The following is a 20,337-nucleotide window of genomic DNA, read 5'->3' on the forward strand; positions in this document are numbered from 1 at the left end:
TCGCGAAAAATCTTGTCAACAACTTTTTGTGATTTTTTATAATTACATTTTATTTTTTTGAGACAACAACAAAAACGACCGAGTTTTCTCAGTCGTTTCGTCTTATCATTTCCCCAATCCAAAAAGACGCAGAATCCAGCGATTAAACTGAACCTCCTTGGCGTAGTAGATATTGCCACCGTTGCGGTAGAGTTCCCCACCACCATAGTAGAGGGCGATAGGGTGGTAGTATCGATAGGTCGTGCCAGTCTTATTCCCAAGACTGGGTGCCACCACGTCTCTCGAATAGGTACTGGCCAAATCAATGCTATTTTTCCCACCATGATTAGCCACATAGTCGATATAAGCCGTACCGAAATTATAGGCCTGTACGGCTGTCCACGAATCAACCCCAGCATCCTGCGCCCTATCCAAGTTATCCGACAGCAGTTTTACCCCTTGTTTGACACTCTCTCTGCTATCGGTGATATTGCCCTGTCCTCCTGTGGAACTCTCGCTAGATTGGAGGACATCTTGACTCCTGCCCTTGCTTTCGGTGTAAATCATAGAAAGCAACAGTTCCTCATTGATATGCGTATCATGATCTGCTAGAACCTCTCGCACCAAAGGGCGATAGGATAGCACGTTTTGGACATCACGGTAAGTCCGATAACTGTAAAAGGCAGAAAAGATAACGGCGACAAGGAGCAACAGCTTCATGATTCGCTTGATCATTTGCTGATGATGTCCTTAATATTTTTAATCAAGATGGAGTAGGTCCCGTCCTCATTTTGGATAAACTCCACCGCATCCGCATCTTGATAGACCTGATTGGGTACAATGAGTTCAATGCCATTAGATAGGGATAATTTTTGATTTTCCAGCTTTTTGCTCTGTTTAGAATAATCAATATCCTTAAGCTCAATGGGTTCTGGAATACTTTCCTTGACCTGATCTACAAATCTTAGTCTAGCCGTCAGATTGTGATCAAATAGCTGGTTAGCCAAATCTTCGGGTGATAGCTCTTGTTTCTCTGTCATCTGGTCAAAAAGGGCACTTTTCATCTTGGAAGCAAAGGCATAGTCATCCTGCTGAAACTGCCCCGCAATCTTTTTAGCCGTCTGCTCCAAGACCTGAATACTCTTTTTAATAGAGGGGTTGGGAGCAAGAGCTAAGAATGCTTCTGAAAAATAATGGGCAAAGCCATCTTCTGATTTCACACGCTTTTCAATCAGGTAGTACTCATGGCTAGAAAGAGAAATAGCAATCCCGTCTGCAGGTGCTTGAGAGGGAGCAGGTAGGTTGTTTTGTCGCACTTGAATAGTAGGGGTATCCAGAGTAGCCAGATGTTCCAGACTGTCCTGTAAGGGAAGGCGCAAGAAAGCCACATATGCCTTATCTCCACGTTTAAAGGAGAGAAAAACCAAGTCATTGATCCGTTGATTTTCCGTATAGACAAAGGCTTCCTGCCACTTCTTAGTCATAATGGTGGAAAGAGACATCAAATCCTTTGACAAAATCTCCACAAAAGGATGGTCATCTTCTAATTTGCCACGCTTGGCCTCTTCTGAAAAGACGCGGCTCAACTTCTTTCTGAAATAGTCGTCTAGATTTGGCGTTAGGGTGAGGGGTGTCGTGGAATAATGGATGTCGGTCTCATTTGGGGTAAATTGGTGAATGATAATTTCTTGAATGTAAAAATCTAAATCCGTCATTAGTCTTCGTAAAGCGGGAAGGCATCGGTCAGCTTTTTGATGTCTGCTCTAATCTCTGCTAGCATAGCCTCATCTTCAGAGTGTTTCATGGCTTTGATCATGAGACGTGCAATTTCTTTGCTTTCTTCTACACCCATACCACGGCTGGTGATGGCTGGTGTCCCGATACGGATCCCTGATGTTTTAAAGGGAGAAAGGGTTTCAAATGGAATACTGTTTTTATTGAGTGTGATATTGACTTCTTCGAGGAGGTTTTGAGCGATTTTCCCATTTTCCAAAACCTTGGTCACATCCACCATAAAGAGGTGGTTATCTGTGCCACCTGAGATGACACGGAAATCTTCATCCTCAGCAAAGACTTGACTCATCGCTTTGCTATTTTCAAGAACTTGGCGCATGTAATCCTTGAAACTTGGATCTAAGGCTTCCTTGAAAGCAACCGCCTTGGCTGCGATGACATGCTCTAAGGGACCACCTTGTAGACCAGGGAAGATGGCAGAGTTAATCTTTTTAGCGAGTTCCTCATCATTGGTTAAGATCAAGCCACCACGAGGTCCACGAAGGGTCTTGTGTGTGGTTGAAGTCACGACATCTGCATAAGGGACTGGATTTGGATGCAGTCCAGCAGCCACAAGCCCTGCGATATGCGCCATGTCCACCATGAGCTTAGCTCCTACGCTATCTGCGATTTCACGGAATTTGGCAAAATCAATGGTGCGCGAATAAGCAGAGGCTCCTGCAACGATGAGTTTTGGTTGGTGTTCTTTGGCTAGAGCCAAGATGGCATCATAGTCTAACTCCTCTGTTTCAGCATCTACGGTATAAGGCACAAAATTGTAGGTCTTTCCAGAGAAATTAACTAGTGAACCATGAGTCAAGTGTCCTCCAGCTGAGAGATCCATGCCAAGGATGGTATCTCCTGGCTCAACCAAGGCAAAGTAAGCCCCTGCATTGGCTTGCGAACCTGAGTGGGGTTGGACGTTAGCAAATTTTGCGCCAAAAATCTCTTTCACCCGATCAATAGCGAGGTTTTCCAAGACATCGACGACATCTGTTCCACCGTAGTAGCGTTTGGCTGGATAGCCTTCAGCGTATTTGTTGGTGAGTAGGCTTCCTTGAGCCGCCATCACGGCCTTAGAAACCACGTTTTCAGAGGCGATGAGTTCAATATTGTCTTGTTGGCGCTGTCCTTCTGCTTCAATGGCTGCAAAAACTTCTGGGTCAAGTGTCATGTAGTCTGTTCTGTTGCGTGTCATCGGTAGTGTCTCCTTTGTTTCAATAGCTTGATAAAGCGTCGTTGAACTTTATCCCCCTCATAGCCACACTTTTCATAAAAAGCATGGGCTCCCAATCTATGGTCGGCTGAGTTCAGCCGGATAAAATGATAGTCTCGCTCTTTTGCCTCCTTTTCTAGCTGGTCAAGAAGTTGTCTTGCGATGCCTTCTTTCCTGCAGCTTTCCAAAACGACCAAGCCTAGGATATTAAACCCCGTCTCTGAATAGAGACTCTCGTAAACTTGGGCATCAAGATAAGCTACCAAGCGTCCATCTTTTTCATACCCAATGAGGTAGTGATGATCATCTTGGATCAGCTTTTGGACCTGTCTTTGGACCAAGTCCAAGGGAACCGTATAGCCCAGCTCTTGGCTAAGACGCTTGACATCCGCTGCATCTTCTAGGGTGAGAGGTCTGATCATGACGAACTCCTTTCAAATACCAGTTCTGGCACTGCAGTCAGCAATTCTTCTTTTGTAATAGCACCTTGTCTCAAGATTTTTGCCTGATCTCCTGATAAATCTAAAATGGTCGAATCTTGTCCCGTTAAAAAACCGTCGTCAGCAAATCCTGTCACCTGTCCAGCAAAATCTGCCATAATCTGCTCAAACTTCTTTCCACTAGCCTGACCAGACAAGTTAGCAGAAGGACCGATGAGAGGACCGGTTTTTTGGATGAGTTCTCTCGTCACAGGGTGACTAGGTAGCCGAAAACCAACGGTATCAAGACCAGAATTGATCCAAGAAGGTACTCGGTTATTACTTTGTAAAATCACGGTCAAAGGGCCAGGTAAAAAAGCATCGTAGAGCTTTTTGAGGTAACTAGGCTGAACTTTAGAATAGTGTAAAATGTCCTCAAAATCAGCCACATTCAGATTCATCGCCTTATCTCTAGGGCGTTTTTTGAGAGCATAGACCAAGTCCACTGCTTCTTGACTCAGCGCTTTAGCAAAGAGTCCATAGACAGTTTCGGTCGGAAGTACCACGGCACCGCCATCTTCTAATATCTCTAGGTATTGTTCCATCAGTCCACTACCACCATTCTATCCTTACCCCAACTATCCATCAGCACGCGCACACGCTTATCAGGAAAAGCTTTCTCAAATAGCACTCTAACCGCTTGTCCTTGCTTGTAGCCGATTTCCAGATAGATTTTTCCTTTGGGGAGGAGAAAACCTTCTGCTTGTCTTGCGATTTTTTGGTAAATGGAAAGCCCATCGTCTTTCGCAAACAGAGCCAGATGAGGTTCTGAAGCTAGCACATTCAACCCCACCTCATCTTTGTCTGTTTCTGCAATGTAGGGAGGGTTTGAAACGATGATATCAAAGGTTCCTGAAATCTGGCTAAACACATCTGACTGAACAAAGTCAAGCGCTAACCTCAGACTTTCTGCATTTGTTCTCGCCACTGCAAGGGCTTCAGGCGAGAGATCACTCGCTCGCACTTGCCAAGTGGGACGCTCTTTTTTTAAAGATAGAGCAATCGCACCACTTCCAGTGCCAATATCTAGCACACGTAAATCTTGCGTTTCATTTTCCTGCAAGATGAGAGCCACCAGCTCCTCAGTTTCAGGACGTGGAATCAAGACCCTCTTATCTACGGCTAACTGCAAGCCACAAAACTCCGCATTCCCCAAGATATACTGGGGCGGAATATGCTGGGACAACTGCTGATAAATCCTTTCTAGGAGGGCTTCATCTTCCGCACTCAACTCCCTTTGCAAATGCAACACAAACTGCGTCAAATCCCAACCCTTATAGGCACGATAAGTAAAAGCAAGGCTCTCTGCTTCTTCCCCAAGAAGGACGAGTTCTTCTTCTAAGTCTTTTAGTTTCTGTGCAAGACGCATTATTTATTCAAGTCTTCTAATTTTTGCGTTTGGTCATAAAGGACCAAGGCATCGACCACCTCATCGAGTTTTCCAGAGAGAATGGTATCGAGTTTTTGCAGTGTCAGACCGATTCTGTGGTCTGTCACACGGTTTTGTGGGAAATTGTAGGTTCTAATCCGCTCAGAGCGATCCCCTGTTCCGATGGTGGACTTGCGCTCTGCATCTTGCTCGTCTTGAGCGATTTGGGCAAAGTGGTCTGCCACTCTGGCACGGATAATCTTCATGGCTTTTTCACGGTTTTTCTGCTGGGTTCTTTCTTCCTGCATTTCCACCTTGATGTTGGTCGGAAGATGGACAATCCGCACCGCTGTTGCTACTTTATTGACATTTTGTCCACCAGCTCCAGATGCGTGATAGATGTCCACACGCAAGTCTTTTGGATCAATCTCGTACTCGACTTCCTCCACTTCTGGCATGACGAGAACCGTAGCCGTCGAGGTGTGTACCCGACCTTGGCTTTCCGTCACAGGGACACGCTGCACACGGTGGGCACCAGACTCATACTTGAGCTTGGAATAGACTGACTCCCCAGAAACCATAGCCACCACTTCCTTGAGACCGCCGACACCGTTGGTTGAAGCCTCCATGACCTCAAACTTCCAGCCTTGACCTTCTGCGTATTTCTGATACATAGAAAGCAAATCTCCTGCAAAGAGAGCTGCCTCATCGCCACCTGCTGCCCCACGGATTTCAAGGATGATATTCTTGTCATCATTAGGATCCTTAGGAAGCAGTAAAATCTTGAGTTTTTCTTCGTAGTCGCTCTTGGCTTCCTTGGCTTCTTTTAGCTCCATCTTAGCCATTTCCTCAAGTTCAGCGTCTCCGCCTGCTTCTTTGATCATTTCTTCTGCGTCCGTGATGTTTTGTAAAATCTGCTTGTACTCACGGTAAGTGGTCACGGTTTCACGAGTTCTCGCCTCCTCACGAGAAAGCTCCATAAAGCGCTTGGTATCAGAGACCACATCTGGGTCACTTAAAAGCTCGCCTAACTCTTCGTAGCGGTCCTCTACCGCCTGCAACTGATCATAAATATTCACATCATCTCTCCTCTTTATCTCTCAATTTCTGGATTAAAATAGTGCTTTCGACATACGGAAATATAGGTTTCGTGGCCACCAATCTGAATCTGCTCACCATCATAAACAGGCAAGCCATCCTTGGTCCTCAGCACCATAGTGGCTTTTTTGGAACAATACTGGCAAATGGTCTTAATCTCATCGATCTTGTCAGCCAAAAGCAGGAGGTGCTTGCTTCCTTCAAAGAGTTCATTTCTAAAATCATTCTTCAAACCAAACGCCATAACAGGAACGTCCAACTCATCCACAATGCGCGCCAAATCATAGACGTTTTCCTTACTTAAAAACTGACATTCGTCAATCAAAACACAGTAGGGCTTCTCTTCTAAGTTCGCCACCAAACCAAAGACATCCGTCTCATCAAAGATGGGAATCGCCTCTCGTCTCATGCCCATGCGGCTAGACACCACACCAAAAGCATCGCGTGTGTCAAGGGCGCTGGTCATGATGACCACCGGTTTTCCCTGTTCTTCATAGTTATGGGCTACCTTTAAAATCTCAATGGTCTTGCCTGAGTTCATGGTTCCATACTTGTAATATAGCTGTGCCATTCCATCTTCCTATTCTATTTTCACGTCTTTTTTATTTTATCATAAAATACCGCATTTGACACGAAGAAGTCGACAGAAATCTCAAAAAATAGAAGCGAAAATCCGAACAAACAAATCCTCCTCAGGTTAGAGAAGGAAGGCTAACAAAGTCATCAAAGATAAATGGCAAGGCTATACAGAAAAAAGCCGAGCTTATGCCCAGCTTTTCTGATACACTAAAAGGTTTTGCCGACAAAGCCTGCGAGGAGTTCCACCGTTTTTTCGTCGTGATGATCCATAAAGACAGTGGCATCACGGTTGAGACTAGCGATTTCTGCCATGTCCTCATCACTCAAGGCAAAGTCAAAGATGTCAAAGTTTTGACGCACCCGCTCTGGATTGGCAGACTTAGACAGGGACACCACACCTAATTGCAGTTGCCAGCGTAACATGACTTGAGCAGGCGTCTTACCATATTTTGCTGAGATAGCGGTTAAGGTTGGGTTGGTAAAAACGTCAAACTTGCCTTCTGCAAAGGCTCCCCAGCTCTCAACTTGGATGCCTTTTTGCGCCATGTAGGCACGCTCCTTCTCTTTTTGGTGGAAGACGTGGAGTTCAATCTGATTGACCGCAGGCCTTACCTCGTTAAAGAGGGAGAGGTTTGCCAACTGGTCTGGCTTAAAGTTAGACACGCCGATAGCACGAATCTTACCCTCTTTATAAAATTCCTCAAGCGCCCGCCAAGACCCAAAGGTATCTCCAATGGGCTGGTGCAGCAAATAAAGGTCAATATAATCTAAATCCAATTTTTCCAAGGATTCTTGAAAGGCTCGCTTGGCCCCCTCGTAAGTCATATCGCTAATCCACAGTTTGGTGGTGATAAAGAGATCTTCGCGCGCCACACCAGAAGCCTTGATAGCTTTTCCAACTGCTTCTTCATTGCCATAAGATTGAGCGGTATCGATAAGACGATAGCCAGTTTTAATCGCTTCTTCCACCACTTCTTGTGTGGTCTTAGGATCTGAGATTTGGAACACTCCAAAGCCTACCATAGGCATTTTCACGCCGTTATTCAAAACTGTATATTCCATTGTTTGTCTCGCTTTCTTCATGTGATACATCTAGTTTACCTTATCTACTTCGAAAGGTACAATGTTAATAACGTATATAGCTATTTAAAAAATGAATACTGAACCTAGATTTTTATTCCAAAAAGCCTAAGAAACTATGATATAATAATGGTAACGATAACAAAAAGGAGAACAATCATGCCATTTATCAAGATTGATTTATTTGAAGGTCGGACCCCAGAGCAAAAGATTGAGCTAGCGCGTGAAGTCACTGAGGTGGTTTCTCGTATTGCCAAAGCGCCGAAAGAAGCCATCCACGTCTTTATCAACGACATGCCAGAAGGCACCTACTACCCACATGGTGAGATGAAGAAGAAAAACTAAATGCGTCTGGAACAAAAGTTCCGACGCATTTTTTCTGACATGATTAGTCCGCAATCAAGGTTTCTAAGCCCACCTTCATCATATCGGTGAAGGTGTTTTGACGCTCTTCTGCGGTGGTATCTTCCGATGGATACACTAAGCTGTCTGAAATGGTCATGAGAGCTAGCGTCTGTACTTGATGCTTCGCTCCTAGATAGTAGAGGGCTGCCGCCTCCATCTCAACAGCCTTGACACCGAGCTGACCGAGTTGAAGATTTTTCTCAAAAAGATTTGAGTAGAACAAGTCGGCAGACAAGACATTACCCACATGCACGGTCAAATCAAGACCTTTTGCGATGTGATAGGCCTTGTCTAAGAGGGTAAAGTCCGCAATTTGTGGCAAATCATACTCTGGCCAGTCGTTACGAATGATGCGTGACGTGGTTGCGGCTGCCTGAGCCAGCACCAAGTCCCTAACATGGACATCTGCACTGAGTGAACCTGCTGTTCCTACACGAATGAGTTTTTTCACCCCATACTCGGTGATGAGCTCATGCGCATAGATGGAAATAGACGGCATCCCCATCCCTGTTCCCATAACACTGACACGCTCTCCCTTATGGGTTCCTGTAAAGCCAAGCATGCCTCTAATCTCGTTAAAACAAACGGCGTCTTCTAAAAAGTTTTCTGCAATAAACTTAGCCCGCAACGGGTCACCCGGTAATAAAATTTTATCTGCAATATCTCCAGCTTTCGCTGCAATGTGAATAGACACGTGTTTTCTCCTTTATACGATATGATAACGGTTAAGGAAGTGTTTCACCCCTTGACCAAGACCGACCGCTAAACCAAGCGGTAACAATAACCAGAAAGACTGGCCTGTAAAGCCAAGTGTTAAAAAAATGGCAGTGAAGGGCGCATTCGTAGAAAGAGACAAAAAAGTCGCTGCCCCAATGACACTCCCCCAAAGAAGGAGGGAAGATCCCCCAAAAGGCAAGAGGGAGACAAGGACAAAACCAAGACCTGCCCCTAGGGCAAAGCCAGGGGTCAAGGTCCCTCCATAAGCCCCACTTTTTAAAGCCAAGACCACGACCAAAGCCTTGATAGCAATCAAAAGCAGCGCGTTCATCAAGCTAGTGCCTGAAAAGATGGCTTGAGCCAAATCCCGACCATTTCCCAAAATCTCTGGATAGAAATAAGCCAATACCCCCACCAAAAGGCTAACCACTGGAAGCGCCAGCAAAAGTCTTTTGTCCTTCAAACGAGAGCCTTCTGCCCACTGGACGATTTTTCGAAACCAAAGGGCCAATAAAGGAATGGCTAACCCCAGCAGCACCGCAAGACCAAGGCTTTCTAAGCTCAAGACTAGATTTGGCAGCTGATAGGTCGGCTTGTCTGAAATAGCCAAGTGGCCTACTTTGGTCGCTATCCAGATGATGAGGGCACCCACCACACCATTTTTCCATGTTTTGGTTAGCTTTAGCGCCTCAAATAAAAAGATAAAGCTGGCTAGAGGGACTTGATAAACGGCTGCTAGACCAGCGGCTGCACTGGCTGCAATCAAGAGGCGACTGTCCTCAAGTCCTAGACCTGATTTTCTCACCAATAGATTGGCCCCCAAGGCACCTAACTCTCTGGGTGCCACTTCTTTTCCGATGGGCATACCTGTTCCTACAGCTAAAATCTGAGTCAAGGCATGTAAAAACTGCCTCAAATAAGGTGGCGCTTCTCCCTCACTGGCTAAGAGCATCTGCTTTTTAATGCTGTGAAGAGAAGCGCTCTTCTGCAAGAGGTACCAGATAAGCGCAACCACCATTCCTCCCAAGATCACAGCCAGACTCCGTCTTAGGGGAAAGACATGCGTGGAGAGAACCAAAAATTCGCCATCCACATGTCCATAAGCAAGCTCTTGCACCACATCCAGCACATCATGTAAGAAAATCGCTGAAAAACCAGTCAAAATGGCTGAGACGACTGCTAGAACAAGCAGTTTGACCTCTTGTTTCATCCTAAAGCTCCGCTAAAATGGCTTTGATGAGGGTTTTAAATTCTTCCTTGATGCGCTCAGTGACTTCGACGACTTCATCATGGTTAAGCTCGCTTTGGAAACCTGCGGCAAAATTAGTGATGGCAGAAATTCCCAAAACCTTGAGCCCAGAATGAGCTGCCACAATGACTTCTGGTACAGTGGACATGCCAACCGCATGCGCTCCCATGCCTTTAAAGGCCAAGATTTCAGCTGGGGTTTCATAGGTTGGACCCGTCACGCCGAGATAGACGCCTTCTTTTAGATCCACACCTAGGCTAGATGCGACCTCATGCGCGACCTCACGGTAAGCCTTAGTGTAGGCGTTGGACATATCAGGGAAACGTGGGCCAAACTCCTCAAGGTTTTCACCGATTAGAGGATTTTGTCCAGTGAAGTTGATATGGTCGCTGATTAACATCAAGGTTCCTGGGCCATAGCCAATCCCACCTGCCGCATTGGTCACAAGAACACCCTCACAACCGAGTGCCTTCATCACGCGCACAGGAAAAGTCACCACTTCAAGGGGATTGCCTTCATAAAAATGGAAACGTCCTTGAAGGGCCAAGACTTTCTTGCCAGCCAAGTCACCATAAACCAGTTTGCCAGCATGCCCAACAACAGTTGAGCGACCCCAATTAGGGATATCCTTGTAATCCATCACGATTGGATTTTCAATCTCGTCTGCCAACTCCCCTAGACCAGATCCTAAAATCAAGCCGAATTGTGGGGCGCTCATGCCTTTTTCTTTCAAGAAAGCTGCTGTTTCTTTGATTTTTTCCATTAAATGTGTCATTGTATCCCTTTCTATTAAACCAAATCTGCAAGGAAAGACTGACCAATCATGGCCTTATCAACCCCAAAATTATCAGCAATAGTAGCAGAAATATCTGCAAAATAACCGACTGGAAGAAGACCAGAACCCTTAAAGGAGGCGCTATAAGCAAGAAGCGGCACATACTCTCTGGTATGATCCGTACCAGCGTAGGTCGGGTCATTGCCGTGGTCTGCGGTGATGAGAAGCAAATCATCCTCCTTCATGGCTGCCATGATTTCAGGTAAGCGGGCGTCAAATTCCTCTAGGGCATCACGGTAGCCTTCTGGATTTCTGCGGTGACCATAGACCGCATCAAAGTCAACCAAGTTGGTAAAGGAGAACCCTTTTTCAAACTCAGGCAACGCCATGGTTTTAAGAAGCGTATCCACACCATGATTGTTGGATTGGTTGTGGCCCATATCGTTGGTAACACCAGAGGCATTGAAAATATCGCTGATTTTACCCACGCTATACACAGAAACTCCCGCATCTGCCAGCTTGTTCATGACCGTATCTTCAAAAGGAGACACTGCGTAATCATGGCGATTAGCTGTTCTAGTAAAGTTGCCAGGCTCTCCCACATAAGGACGGGCAATAATCCGACCAAGTAGGGTCGGACGCTCCATGGTAATCGAACGTGCATATTCACAAATCCGGTAGAGCTCATCCAGCGGAATAATGTCTTCATGAGCGGCAATCTGAAGCACCGGATCAGCCGACGTATAGACAATCAACTCACCCGTCTCCATCTGACGTGGACCAAAGTCATCAATAACCGCAGTTCCAGAATAAGGCTTATTGGCTTCTCGGATAATCTTTCGTCCTGAAAAGGCTTCAATCTTTTCTAGCAGATCTTCTGGAAAACCATCCCAAAAGGTGTCAAAAGGCTCTGTGATATTGAGTCCCATGATTTCCCAGTGACCAGTCATGGTGTCTTTTCCTAGCGATACCTCTTCTAACTTGGTGGCGTAGCCTGTTGGATGCTCTTCTTTAGGAACGGTCGGCATAGGCGCTACACGAGGAATATTACCAAGACCAATCTTAGCCATGTTGGGTACATGTAGCCCTACGGTTTCTGAAATATGTCCCAAGGTATCCGAATCGGTATCTGGGACACCTGCATTAAAAAATTTGTCCGAATCAGGGGCAGCCCCAATCCCAACAGAATCCAGTACAATCAAATGAATACGGTTGAATTTTGTCATCTTTTCTCCTTTATTTTCCACTCTCTAAAACGCTGACACCTTCTGGACTGGCCACAATAACCTTGTCCACCAAGCCGTTAAACAAACCATGCTCTACCACACCGACCGTGTGGTCTAGCTCCAAACCAAAGGCAACAGGGTCTGGAATCGCCTTCAAATCAAGGTCTAAGATATAGTTGCCCATATCTGTCAGGTAGCGTTCGCCGTCCTTTTCTCGAAAAGCAGGCGCATAGCCTTTTTCAGCAAAGGAACGACACAACTTTTCAGCCCCATAGCGCACCACCTCAACTGGCAATTTAAACGCACCTAGGGTGTCTACCATCTTGGTGTAATCCACCACCCAGATGTAGTCTTTAGTTGGCATAGCCACCACTTTTTCCATCAAGAGGGCACCTCCACCTCCCTTGATACCGTTAAAGTCTTTGTCCACCTCATCTGCGCCATCAACGGTGACATCAATCCTATCAATATCATCAATAGACACGAGAGGAATCCCTAGCCCTTGGGCTTGTTTGCTAGTCCTGCTTGAAGTGGTCACTCCCACAATTGACAAGCCTTCTTCTTTGACTCGTCGTCCCAACTCTTCTACAAAATAGTAGGCCGTAGAACCTGTTCCAAGCCCCACAACCATACCATCGGTCACATAAGCGGCAGCTCTGATGCCAGCTTCTTTTTTGAGCGCTTCCATTGTTTTCTCCTTTGCTTGGATTTTCAGTCCTATTATACCATGATTCGCCTAGATTTTCTAATCTTAATTTGACAGTTCAAGGAACAAAAAATAGTTGGGCAAAAACTGCCCAACCCTTCTCATCAGTGATAGCGTATGTAAAATTGTGTCGTTCTCCCTACTAGGGCGAAAACCACTACCGTTGCAATGACTAAAATAGCCAAAAGATTGCTGGTAAAAAGAAAACTCAGTAGCATACCAGCTAGGAAAATCCCAGCTTGGATGAGGAGAAAACTCCTAGGATAGCGAAAATTGTCTTTTTGATAGGAGGCATTGGCATAAATGCCTAGATAAAACATCCCCAAACCTGCATAGAGTAAGCCAATCAAAAAGAAAGGATCTACCGTCTCCTTAAAAAAGCTCAAGGAAACAGTCACTAGACCAAGACCGATAAAGATGAGATAATGGGTATAAATCATCTTGACCCCAGATTCTCCCTTTCTGTGGTGGTCCACCATATGATCAAAGGTGGCTTGATAGTGAAAGAAGAGACTGACTGTGATAAGAAAGACCAAAAGAGACATGATCCCAAACGTTTTAATGGTAAAATAAGGGGCAATAGCGATAATCATCTCCCCAAAGGTGAGAATCACCAAAAGAGATAGGCGCTCTACCAAGTGAGGGAAGTTAACCTCACTTTGACTTAAATTTTGAGTGAAGAGAAGAGGAAAGAAGTTCCCACCAAAAACAATGATGAAAAAGAAAATAAAACCAATCTGATAAGGTAAAAAAGCAGAAATCAGCGTTAAGAGCGCCCTTAGTCCTAAAGACAGGGCAAAGCCTCCTGTGATTCGTTTATCAACGCTGTTTTGACTCTCTCGGTATTCCAAAGCATACTGAACGGCAGGAAGGAGGGATAAAAGCGCAATAGCAATGACTTGAGGTTGAAAAATCCGGCTCCAACTCTCACTATCTACCGTAAAGGTACTTGAAATATAAAGCAGAGGAATCATCCCAAGAGGTAGCATCATCACATCTCTGCCTCGCCCTTGACCGTAGCGGTTGTAAAAGACGGTCTGCACCATCCAGACGTGTAAAACGATAAAGACACAGCTGATATAAGTAAAAATCTCAAAAACTCCAATCCTACCATGATGCAGATGGTGGATAAGCCCTGTCATCCTTGAGATGGCATAAACAAAGACAAGGTCGTAAAAGAGTTCAATCACTTGAACTTTCTTTTCTTGCATAAAATAGTTTTCTCCTTTATTTTTTCTCATAAAAGCGAGCCACTCCTTTAGAAGCGGTTCACTTGTTTTTTATCATCTTTTCGTTTGCTTTTATAACGAGTCAACAAAAGTATAAAAGACAAACGCTATATTCTATCAATCTTCTAATCCCAGGCGCTTAAAGACCTCATCCACACGCTTGGTGTAATAAACAGGATTAAAGAGTTCATCAAGCTCGTCTTGACTCAACAAGTCCATCACTCTTTCATCGCTTTCTAAAAGCGGTTTAAAGTCGGTTTGCTCGTCCCAAGACTTAGCCGTTTTTGGTTGCACCAAATCATATGCCTCTTCACGCGTCATGCCTTTTTCGATGAGAGCTAGCATGACACGCTGGCTATAAATGAGCCCAAAGGTCGAGTTCATGTTGCGAATCATATTCTCAGGAAAGACCGTCAAGTTTTTCACGATATTGCCAAAACGGTTGAGCATGTAATCCAAGAGAATGGTCGAGTCTGGTGCGATGATGCGCTCTGCTGATGAGTGAGAGATGTCACGTTCATGCCAAAGCGCCACATTTTCAAAAGCTGTCACCATGTTGCCACGCAACACTCGGGCAAGTCCTGTCATGTTTTCAGATCCGATTGGGTTGCGTTTATGAGGCATCGCTGATGAGCCTTTTTGTCCTTTGGCAAAGAACTCTTCTACTTCACGTTGTTCAGACTTTTGCAGACCACGGATTTCCGTTGCCATGCGCTCGATAGAGGTTGCAATCAGCGCAATCGTCGCATAGTATTCAGCGTGTAAATCACGTGGTAAGACTTGGGTTGAGATTTCCTGCGCACGAATGCCTAGCTTGTCACAGACGTATTTTTCCACAAAAGGAGGGATATTGGCAAAGTTTCCGACTGCTCCTGAGATTTTTCCTGCCTCTACGCCACGAGCTGCCACTTCAAAGCGCTCGATATTGCGCTTCATCTCGCTGTACCAAGTCGCCAGTTTCAGCCCAAAGGTCGTAGGCTCTGCATGGACACCGTGGGTGCGCCCCATCATGATGGTCATCTTGTGCTCACGCGCCTTGTCTGCGATGATGTCGGTAAACCTGCGCAAATCCTCACGAATGATGTCGTTGGCTTGCTTGTAAAGATAGCCATAAGCCGTATCCACCACGTCAGTTGAGGTGAGACCATAGTGGATCCACTTGCGTTCACGTCCTAGGGTCTCAGACACCGCACGGGTAAAGGCGACCACGTCATGTCTAGTTTCTTCTTCGATTTCTAAAATCCGCTTGACATCAAAGCCTGCCTTTTCACGGATCAAAGCCACGTCTTCTTTAGGGATTTCCCCTAGCTCTGCCCAAGCCTCATCGGCTAGGATTTCCACTTCAAGCCAAGCCTTGTACTTGTTTTCCTCTGTCCAGATTGCCCCCATTTCAGGGCGGGTGTAACGTTCTAACATGTCTTCTCCTTTATTTGTTTTCAAATTAAAATCACCAGCAAAGGGCGTAAAGCTCTTGATTTGACCCCTGTAAAGCAATCCTATCGGTTACCTTTCTCGTCTTTTGATAGACGAAATCGCCATAAACTCCGACTATCAAGATGGGAGCAAAAAGTGTCCTAAGATTTCCACCTTATAAATGCCCTTAACCTTCGCCTAAAGATGAAACTCCTCCACCTCATCAGGGCGATCTGTCAAGACCGTCACATGCCCCATCTTGCGGTTATGCTTGGCTTGTTCTTTGCCGTAAAGATGTAAGTGCGCCTTGGGGTGTTCCTTTTGATAAGAAATCGCTTTTTGCATATCTTGCCCCAAAACGTTTAACATAACAGCAGGCGCATGCAAGGTAATCTCAGGCAGGTTTTCTCCTAAAATCCCTAAAATATGTGTGTCAAACTGGGAAAAATCACAAGCCTCAATGCTATAATGCCCCGAATTGTGTGGACGAGGTGCTAGCTCATTCACCAAAATCTCGCCACCTGCTACAAACATCTCTATACATAGTGTACCATAAAGTTGCAAGTTTTTGGCGATTTTCCAAGCAAGAGCTTTTGCTTTTTGGGCTAACTCATCAGAGATTCGAGCAGGAACAATGGTTTTTGAGAGAATATTGTGGCGGTGAATATTTTCCTGAACAGGAAAGACCGTGATGTCCTTGCCATTTCCAGACACAATGACAGAGATTTCCATCTCAAATGTCAGAAAATCCTCCAAAACACAAGGTGCACTATCTGCTAGCTCCCTTGCTTTTTTCAAATCTTCTTCATCTCTAATCACCACTTGACCATGACCATCATAGCCACCACGCGCCGTTTTTAACACACGGACTTGAGATATCTCCTCTGGTAAATCCGCTGCGCTTTCGATGACTTGATAAGGAGCAATCGGAATCCCTGCGTCTTTAAGAAAAGCTTTTTCACGCCTTCTGTCCTGTGTCATCCGAAGGAGATCTGTCCCTTGCGGAATGTTCGTTAAAGTCGCAACACTGTCTAAAGCGTTTGCATCAACATTTTCAAACTCATAGGTAATCAAATCCGAACGTTTTGCTAGCTCACGCACGGCATTTTCATCATCATAAGGCGCTACGATGACCTCTGCCACCTTAGATGCTGGACAGTCCGCTGCTGGATCTAACACCACGACACGATGCCCACGATAGATGGCGGCGATTGCCATCATCTGCCCTAGCTGACCGCCCCCTAAAATTCCAATCGTCTTAGTATAGCTCATGCGTGGACTCCTCTGCTAGCTTGGCTTGCTCTTTGTGATAATCCGTCAACTTTTGCGCCAATTGGCTGTCTTCAATCGCTAAAATTCTCACCGCAGAAAGTCCTGCGTTGACCGCACCAGCGTCACCAATCGCCATGGTCAAAACCGGTACACCTCCTGGCATTTGCACGATAGAATAAAGAGAATCAAGCCCAGACAAGGCACGAGATTTGACTGGCACACCAATCACAGGAAGGGTGGTCTTGGCTGCTACCATACCAGGGAGATGTGCTGCCCCTCCTGCTCCAGCGATGATGACTGCAATTCCTCTTTCTTTAGCCTTTTCTGCGTAGTCAAACATGAGATCAGGCGTTCTATGAGCAGAGACAACCTTTTTTTCATAGGAAACACCGAATTTTTCTAGAATTTCTGCGGTTTTTTGCATGGTTGTCCAGTCAGACTTAGACCCCATGATAATGCCAACTTTTGTCATTTTTCTTCCTCCTTGATGGCTCTACTGCCGATGTCTGTACGGTAAAACAGACCTTCTCTTTGGTTTTCTTCAAGCACTGCATACACCTTGCTTTGTGCTTCTTTGACCGTTTCACCTTCTGCCACAAGCATATAGACACGACCGCCATTTGAGAGCAACTCACCCTCATCATTTTCTAAAACTCCTGCGTAGTAGGTAGTGAGTTCTTTTATATCAGGCAATTTCACACCTTTGTCATAGGCTCTAGGATACCCCTCGCTTGCTACAACGACGCCTAAGGTGACACCATCTTTTTTCCATGTAAAGTTCGGTGTGTTTTCATCTAAGAGATCCATGATATTTTCTGCAAAGTCAGACGTTAAACGTGGGAGGATGACCTGCGTTTCTGGATCACCAAAACGTGCATTAAACTCGATCACCTTAGGTCCATCCTTGGTCAAAATCAACCCTGCATAAAGCACACCTAGATAGGGTCTATTTTCTTCTACCATTCCTTTTAAAATCGGTGCAATAATGGTCTTTTCAGCTAAGGCAACCACCTCATCTGAAATCTGTGGCACTGGGGAATAAGCGCCCATACCACCAGTATTTGGCCCTTTATCTCCATCAAAAGCCCGCTTATGATCTTGCGCTGTCGGCATGAGGTGATATTTCTTCCCATTTGCAAAGGCAAACAAAGAAAACTCCTCCCCTTCTAAGAAGTCCTCGATGATGACTCGAGCGCTACTTGATCCAAACTGTTGATCCACCAGCATGTCGTAAAGGGCTTGTTCTGCCTCTTCCAGGGTCATAGCAACCACGACACCTTTTCCGAGCGCTAAGCCATCTGCCTTGATGACGATAGGCGCACCTTTTTTGCGCACATATTCTAGCGCCAGATCAAAGTCTGTAAAGCTTTTATACTCTGCTGTTGGGATCTGGTATTTTGCCATCATCTCCTTAGCAAAAGCCTTTGACCATTCAAGCTCAGCTGCCCTTTTAGTCGGTCCAAATGCCTTGAGATTGACTTGTTCAAAACGATCTACAATCCCATCTGCTAAAGCATTATCAGGCCCAATGAATGTAAAAGCGACATCCTTTTCCTTAGCAAAATGAATCAGCGCCTCAAAATCACTCTCTGAGATAGCAACCGGTGTCAAACCACTACGTTTCATCCCAGCATTTCCTGGTGCGACAAAAACCTCCTCAACCTTGCTTGATGCTAGAAGTTGCTTTGCAATAGCGTGTTCTCTACCACCCGAACCTACAACCAATAATTTCATGACTTCCCTTTCTGTCGAATGTTTTTTCTTTATTATATCATAAATGTTCGTCATTTTTCTTCCTTTAACCTATTTTTTATTAAATTTAAATATCATTATCGTTTTCCCATATCTCAATCAAAAATATTTTGTTCTTGACAAGTGAGTGATTACCCGCTATACTAATCTTATAAAAGTGAGTGAGCAATCACTTATAATAAAAATAAAAGGAGCTAGACTATGGATACTCTTATGTCTATACAAAAGATTAAAAAATCTTTTTCAAGTCAAAAAGTCCTAGACGGGCTGAGTTTAACTCTCAAAAAAGGGGAACTTTTAGGACTGATTGGACCGTCCGGTGCTGGAAAATCGACACTCATCAAAATCAGTATGGGGATGGAAAAAGCAGATAGCGGAGAAGCCCTACTCCTAGGAAAAGCCATGCCGAATCGGGAAATTCTAGGGAAAATCGGTTATATGGCGCAATCTGATGCCCTCTATGACGCTCTCACTGCTAGAGAAAATCTAACCTTTTTTGCTCAAATGAAAGGCATTGAAAAAAAAGCGGATAAAAGATAGCATCGATCACGTCGCTCAGGTCACCGCCCTAGCTGAACACCTCGATAAAGAGGTCAAAAACTACTCAGGAGGAATGAAAAGAAGGCTCTCTTTGGCTATCGCTCTTTTGGGAAATCCAGAACTTCTCATCCTCGATGAACCAACGGTTGGGATAGATCCTAGCCTTAGAAGGCAAATCTGGCAAGAACTCTTTCGTCTTAAAAAAGAAGGAAAGGGCATTCTCATAACGACTCATGTCATGGATGAGGCGGAATTGGTGGATCAGGTGGGACTTCTTTCAAACGGAAAACTCATCGCTTTGGATCAACCAGACCAACTCAAGAAAACCCATCAAGTCGCTTCTATCGAAGATGTCTTTTTAAACATTGAACAAAAAAATGAAAGGACAGAAAAATGAACTCTACATTTGCTATTTGTAAACGTATTTTAACAGAATTTTTCCGTGATAAACGCACGCTTGCCATGATGCTTTTCGCTCCCATTCTCATGATGTGGTTGATCAATACCATGTTTAGTGCAAACACTGAAGTCAAGGTCAACATCACCACCGTTGGAGTTGAAAAAGTCCTCACTGATGAGCTACATGATGCCAAAAATATCACTCTAAGGAAAGTCAAAACTCTAGACACTGCAAAGCAGGATCTAAAAAATCATGAGACAGATGCCGTGATTTCCTATCAAAAAGAGACAGGTTATAAAATCATCTATGCCAATACCGATGCCTCAAAAACAAACTATACGAGATCCATCTTCAAGGCGAGTCTACAAAAAATAGGCGTCAAAAATATGACAACTGCTCTCAAAAGCATGAACCCCAACTTTAGGGGAACAAATTCGCCAACTATCCAAGAAAGCTATCAATACGGCGATCAAGACACAGGATTTTTTGCTAAAATCATTCCGATTATCATCGGTTTTGTCATCTTTTTCTTTGTTTTTCTCATTTCAGGTATGGGGCTTCTCAAAGAGCGAACCACAGGAACCTTGGATCGCCTTTTGGCTACACCGGTCACACGATCTGAGATTGTCTTTGGCTATCTTTTGGCTTACGGTTTATTAGCTCTTTTGCAAACGGGAGTGATTCTTACTTCTGCTATCTTCTTACTCGGTATAGAAGTTACAGGAAATCTCTTTTATGTTATAATAGTAGCAGGTCTTCTTGCCTTAGTCGCCTTGTCTTTTGGACTTTTACTCTCAACAATTGCCAAATCCGAATTTCAGATGATGCAGTTTATCCCACTCATCGTTATGCCTCAGCTGATTTTTTCAGGAATCATTCCTTTAGAGAGCATGCCAAACTGGGCAAGCGCTTTTGCTAAGATTCTTCCTCTCTCCTATTCAGGAGACGCTATGAGTCGAGTCATTCTTGAAGGCGCAAGCTTTCAGGCTATCTCAAACGATTGCCTAGCTCTCCTTGGATTTCTTATTATTCTCATTTTCATCAATATCACAGGACTCAAACGATACAGGAAAGTATGAC

At 44.9% G+C, this 20,337-nt stretch carries 21 protein-coding genes and 1 pseudogene; 3 read left to right on the forward strand and 19 right to left on the reverse strand.

What is annotated here, in order from left to right:
- Positions 1-105: 105 nt before the first annotated feature.
- From ACZ49W_RS04835 to ACZ49W_RS04875, 9 genes are all read right to left on the reverse strand, one after another.
- Positions 106-714, reverse strand: coding sequence for a lysozyme family protein (locus ACZ49W_RS04835; protein ID WP_464814202.1), 609 nt, complete (start codon positions 712-714; stop codon positions 106-108).
- Positions 711-1,694 (reverse strand): nucleoid-associated protein, encoded by a 984-nt coding sequence (locus tag ACZ49W_RS04840; RefSeq protein ID WP_464814203.1) that lies wholly within the window; start codon positions 1,692-1,694, stop codon positions 711-713. The genes ACZ49W_RS04835 and ACZ49W_RS04840 overlap by 4 nt, the downstream gene beginning before the upstream one ends.
- Positions 1,694-2,950, reverse strand: coding sequence for a serine hydroxymethyltransferase (glyA, locus tag ACZ49W_RS04845; RefSeq protein ID WP_464814204.1), 1,257 nt, complete (start codon positions 2,948-2,950; stop codon positions 1,694-1,696). The genes ACZ49W_RS04840 and glyA overlap by 1 nt, the downstream gene beginning before the upstream one ends.
- The gene (locus ACZ49W_RS04850) at positions 2,947-3,390 is read right to left on the reverse strand and encodes a GNAT family N-acetyltransferase (RefSeq protein ID WP_464814205.1); all 444 of its coding nucleotides are present in this window, start codon (positions 3,388-3,390) and stop codon (positions 2,947-2,949) included. Before ACZ49W_RS04850 ends, glyA begins: the two co-directional genes overlap by 4 nt.
- On the reverse strand, positions 3,387-3,992 hold the full coding sequence (locus tag ACZ49W_RS04855) for an L-threonylcarbamoyladenylate synthase (RefSeq protein WP_464814206.1): 606 nt from the start codon (positions 3,990-3,992) through the stop codon (positions 3,387-3,389). Before ACZ49W_RS04855 ends, ACZ49W_RS04850 begins: the two co-directional genes overlap by 4 nt.
- The gene (gene prmC / locus ACZ49W_RS04860; RefSeq protein ID WP_464814207.1) at positions 3,992-4,816 is read right to left on the reverse strand and encodes a peptide chain release factor N(5)-glutamine methyltransferase; all 825 of its coding nucleotides are present in this window, start codon (positions 4,814-4,816) and stop codon (positions 3,992-3,994) included. The genes ACZ49W_RS04855 and prmC overlap by 1 nt, the downstream gene beginning before the upstream one ends.
- Positions 4,816-5,895, reverse strand: a complete 1,080-nt coding sequence (gene prfA / locus ACZ49W_RS04865; RefSeq protein ID WP_464814208.1) for a peptide chain release factor 1 — start codon at positions 5,893-5,895, stop codon at positions 4,816-4,818. The genes prmC and prfA overlap by 1 nt, the downstream gene beginning before the upstream one ends.
- 14 nt (positions 5,896-5,909) lie before the next feature.
- Entirely contained in the window at positions 5,910-6,485 is a 576-nt protein-coding gene (locus ACZ49W_RS04870) for a thymidine kinase (RefSeq protein ID WP_464814209.1), read from the reverse strand.
- Positions 6,486-6,700: 215 nt separating this feature from the next.
- Positions 6,701-7,555 (reverse strand): aldo/keto reductase, encoded by an 855-nt coding sequence (locus ACZ49W_RS04875; protein WP_464814210.1) that lies wholly within the window; start codon positions 7,553-7,555, stop codon positions 6,701-6,703.
- A gap of 177 nt (positions 7,556-7,732) precedes the next feature.
- Between ACZ49W_RS04875 and ACZ49W_RS04880 the strand changes: the two genes are divergently transcribed.
- Positions 7,733-7,918: a 4-oxalocrotonate tautomerase gene (locus ACZ49W_RS04880; protein WP_464814211.1), complete on the forward strand. Its 186-nt coding sequence runs from the start codon at positions 7,733-7,735 to the stop codon at positions 7,916-7,918.
- 43 nt (positions 7,919-7,961) lie between these two features.
- Here the strand turns inward: ACZ49W_RS04880 and deoD are convergent, their stop codons facing one another.
- From deoD to purD, 10 genes are all read right to left on the reverse strand, one after another.
- On the reverse strand, positions 7,962-8,672 hold the full coding sequence (deoD, locus tag ACZ49W_RS04885) for a purine-nucleoside phosphorylase (protein ID WP_464814212.1): 711 nt from the start codon (positions 8,670-8,672) through the stop codon (positions 7,962-7,964).
- Positions 8,673-8,684: 12 nt separating this feature from the next.
- Positions 8,685-9,905, reverse strand: coding sequence for a chloride channel protein (locus tag ACZ49W_RS04890; protein ID WP_464814213.1), 1,221 nt, complete (start codon positions 9,903-9,905; stop codon positions 8,685-8,687).
- 1 nt (position 9,906) lies between these two features.
- Positions 9,907-10,719: a purine-nucleoside phosphorylase gene (locus ACZ49W_RS04895; protein ID WP_464814214.1), complete on the reverse strand. Its 813-nt coding sequence runs from the start codon at positions 10,717-10,719 to the stop codon at positions 9,907-9,909.
- Positions 10,720-10,733: 14 nt separating this feature from the next.
- A complete protein-coding gene (locus ACZ49W_RS04900) occupies positions 10,734-11,945 on the reverse strand; it encodes a phosphopentomutase (protein ID WP_464814215.1) in 1,212 nt (403 codons plus the stop codon).
- Positions 11,946-11,955: 10 nt separating this feature from the next.
- Positions 11,956-12,633 (reverse strand): ribose-5-phosphate isomerase RpiA, encoded by a 678-nt coding sequence (rpiA, locus tag ACZ49W_RS04905; RefSeq protein WP_464814216.1) that lies wholly within the window; start codon positions 12,631-12,633, stop codon positions 11,956-11,958.
- A gap of 122 nt (positions 12,634-12,755) precedes the next feature.
- A complete protein-coding gene (locus tag ACZ49W_RS04910; protein ID WP_464814217.1) occupies positions 12,756-13,862 on the reverse strand; it encodes a low temperature requirement protein A in 1,107 nt (368 codons plus the stop codon).
- 135 nt (positions 13,863-13,997) lie between these two features.
- Positions 13,998-15,296 (reverse strand): adenylosuccinate lyase, encoded by a 1,299-nt coding sequence (purB, locus tag ACZ49W_RS04915; protein WP_464814218.1) that lies wholly within the window; start codon positions 15,294-15,296, stop codon positions 13,998-14,000.
- Positions 15,297-15,491: 195 nt separating this feature from the next.
- Positions 15,492-16,565 carry a 5-(carboxyamino)imidazole ribonucleotide synthase gene (gene purK, locus ACZ49W_RS04920; protein WP_464814219.1) on the reverse strand — a complete coding sequence of 358 codons (1,074 nt, stop codon included), beginning with the start codon at positions 16,563-16,565 and terminating at the stop codon, positions 15,492-15,494.
- Positions 16,552-17,037 (reverse strand): 5-(carboxyamino)imidazole ribonucleotide mutase, encoded by a 486-nt coding sequence (purE, locus tag ACZ49W_RS04925; RefSeq protein WP_464814220.1) that lies wholly within the window; start codon positions 17,035-17,037, stop codon positions 16,552-16,554. The genes purK and purE overlap by 14 nt, the downstream gene beginning before the upstream one ends.
- The gene (gene purD, locus ACZ49W_RS04930; protein WP_464814959.1) at positions 17,034-18,299 is read right to left on the reverse strand and encodes a phosphoribosylamine--glycine ligase; all 1,266 of its coding nucleotides are present in this window, start codon (positions 18,297-18,299) and stop codon (positions 17,034-17,036) included. The genes purE and purD overlap by 4 nt, the downstream gene beginning before the upstream one ends.
- Positions 18,300-18,518: 219 nt before the next feature.
- On the opposite strand from purD, the pseudogene ACZ49W_RS04935 reads away from it, so the two are divergent.
- Positions 18,519-19,254: pseudogene (locus ACZ49W_RS04935) on the forward strand (ABC transporter ATP-binding protein).
- Positions 19,251-20,336, forward strand: coding sequence for an ABC transporter permease (locus ACZ49W_RS04940; protein WP_464814221.1), 1,086 nt, complete (start codon positions 19,251-19,253; stop codon positions 20,334-20,336). Before ACZ49W_RS04935 ends, ACZ49W_RS04940 begins: the two are co-directional and overlap by 4 nt.
- Position 20,337 lies beyond the last annotated feature (1 nt).

The organism is Streptococcus sp. STR1/CE/0325 (assembly GCF_055386095.1).

What these genes read in the sequence shown, in the direction of transcription:
- ACZ49W_RS04835 (WP_464814202.1), bottom strand. Translation starts at nt 714, where the DNA reads ATGATCAAGCGAATCATGAAGCTGTTGCTCCTTGTCGCCGTTATCTTT.
- ACZ49W_RS04840 (WP_464814203.1), bottom strand. Translation starts at nt 1,694, where the DNA reads ATGACGGATTTAGATTTTTACATTCAAGAAATTATCATTCACCAATTT.
- glyA (WP_464814204.1), bottom strand. Translation starts at nt 2,950, where the DNA reads ATGACACGCAACAGAACAGACTACATGACACTTGACCCAGAAGTTTTT.
- ACZ49W_RS04850 (WP_464814205.1), bottom strand. Translation starts at nt 3,390, where the DNA reads ATGATCAGACCTCTCACCCTAGAAGATGCAGCGGATGTCAAGCGTCTT.
- ACZ49W_RS04855 (WP_464814206.1), bottom strand. Translation starts at nt 3,992, where the DNA reads ATGGAACAATACCTAGAGATATTAGAAGATGGCGGTGCCGTGGTACTT.
- prmC (WP_464814207.1), bottom strand. Translation starts at nt 4,816, where the DNA reads ATGCGTCTTGCACAGAAACTAAAAGACTTAGAAGAAGAACTCGTCCTT.
- ACZ49W_RS04870 (WP_464814209.1), bottom strand. Translation starts at nt 6,485, where the DNA reads ATGGCACAGCTATATTACAAGTATGGAACCATGAACTCAGGCAAGACC.
- ACZ49W_RS04875 (WP_464814210.1), bottom strand. Translation starts at nt 7,555, where the DNA reads ATGGAATATACAGTTTTGAATAACGGCGTGAAAATGCCTATGGTAGGC.
- ACZ49W_RS04880 (WP_464814211.1), top strand. Translation starts at nt 7,733, where the DNA reads ATGCCATTTATCAAGATTGATTTATTTGAAGGTCGGACCCCAGAGCAA.
- ACZ49W_RS04890 (WP_464814213.1), bottom strand. Translation starts at nt 9,905, where the DNA reads ATGAAACAAGAGGTCAAACTGCTTGTTCTAGCAGTCGTCTCAGCCATT.
- ACZ49W_RS04895 (WP_464814214.1), bottom strand. Translation starts at nt 10,719, where the DNA reads ATGACACATTTAATGGAAAAAATCAAAGAAACAGCAGCTTTCTTGAAA.
- ACZ49W_RS04900 (WP_464814215.1), bottom strand. Translation starts at nt 11,945, where the DNA reads ATGACAAAATTCAACCGTATTCATTTGATTGTACTGGATTCTGTTGGG.
- rpiA (WP_464814216.1), bottom strand. Translation starts at nt 12,633, where the DNA reads ATGGAAGCGCTCAAAAAAGAAGCTGGCATCAGAGCTGCCGCTTATGTG.
- ACZ49W_RS04910 (WP_464814217.1), bottom strand. Translation starts at nt 13,862, where the DNA reads ATGCAAGAAAAGAAAGTTCAAGTGATTGAACTCTTTTACGACCTTGTC.
- purB (WP_464814218.1), bottom strand. Translation starts at nt 15,296, where the DNA reads ATGTTAGAACGTTACACCCGCCCTGAAATGGGGGCAATCTGGACAGAG.
- purK (WP_464814219.1), bottom strand. Translation starts at nt 16,565, where the DNA reads ATGAGCTATACTAAGACGATTGGAATTTTAGGGGGCGGTCAGCTAGGG.
- purE (WP_464814220.1), bottom strand. Translation starts at nt 17,037, where the DNA reads ATGACAAAAGTTGGCATTATCATGGGGTCTAAGTCTGACTGGACAACC.
- purD (WP_464814959.1), bottom strand. Translation starts at nt 18,299, where the DNA reads ATGAAATTATTGGTTGTAGGTTCGGGTGGTAGAGAACACGCTATTGCA.
- ACZ49W_RS04940 (WP_464814221.1), top strand. Translation starts at nt 19,251, where the DNA reads ATGAACTCTACATTTGCTATTTGTAAACGTATTTTAACAGAATTTTTC.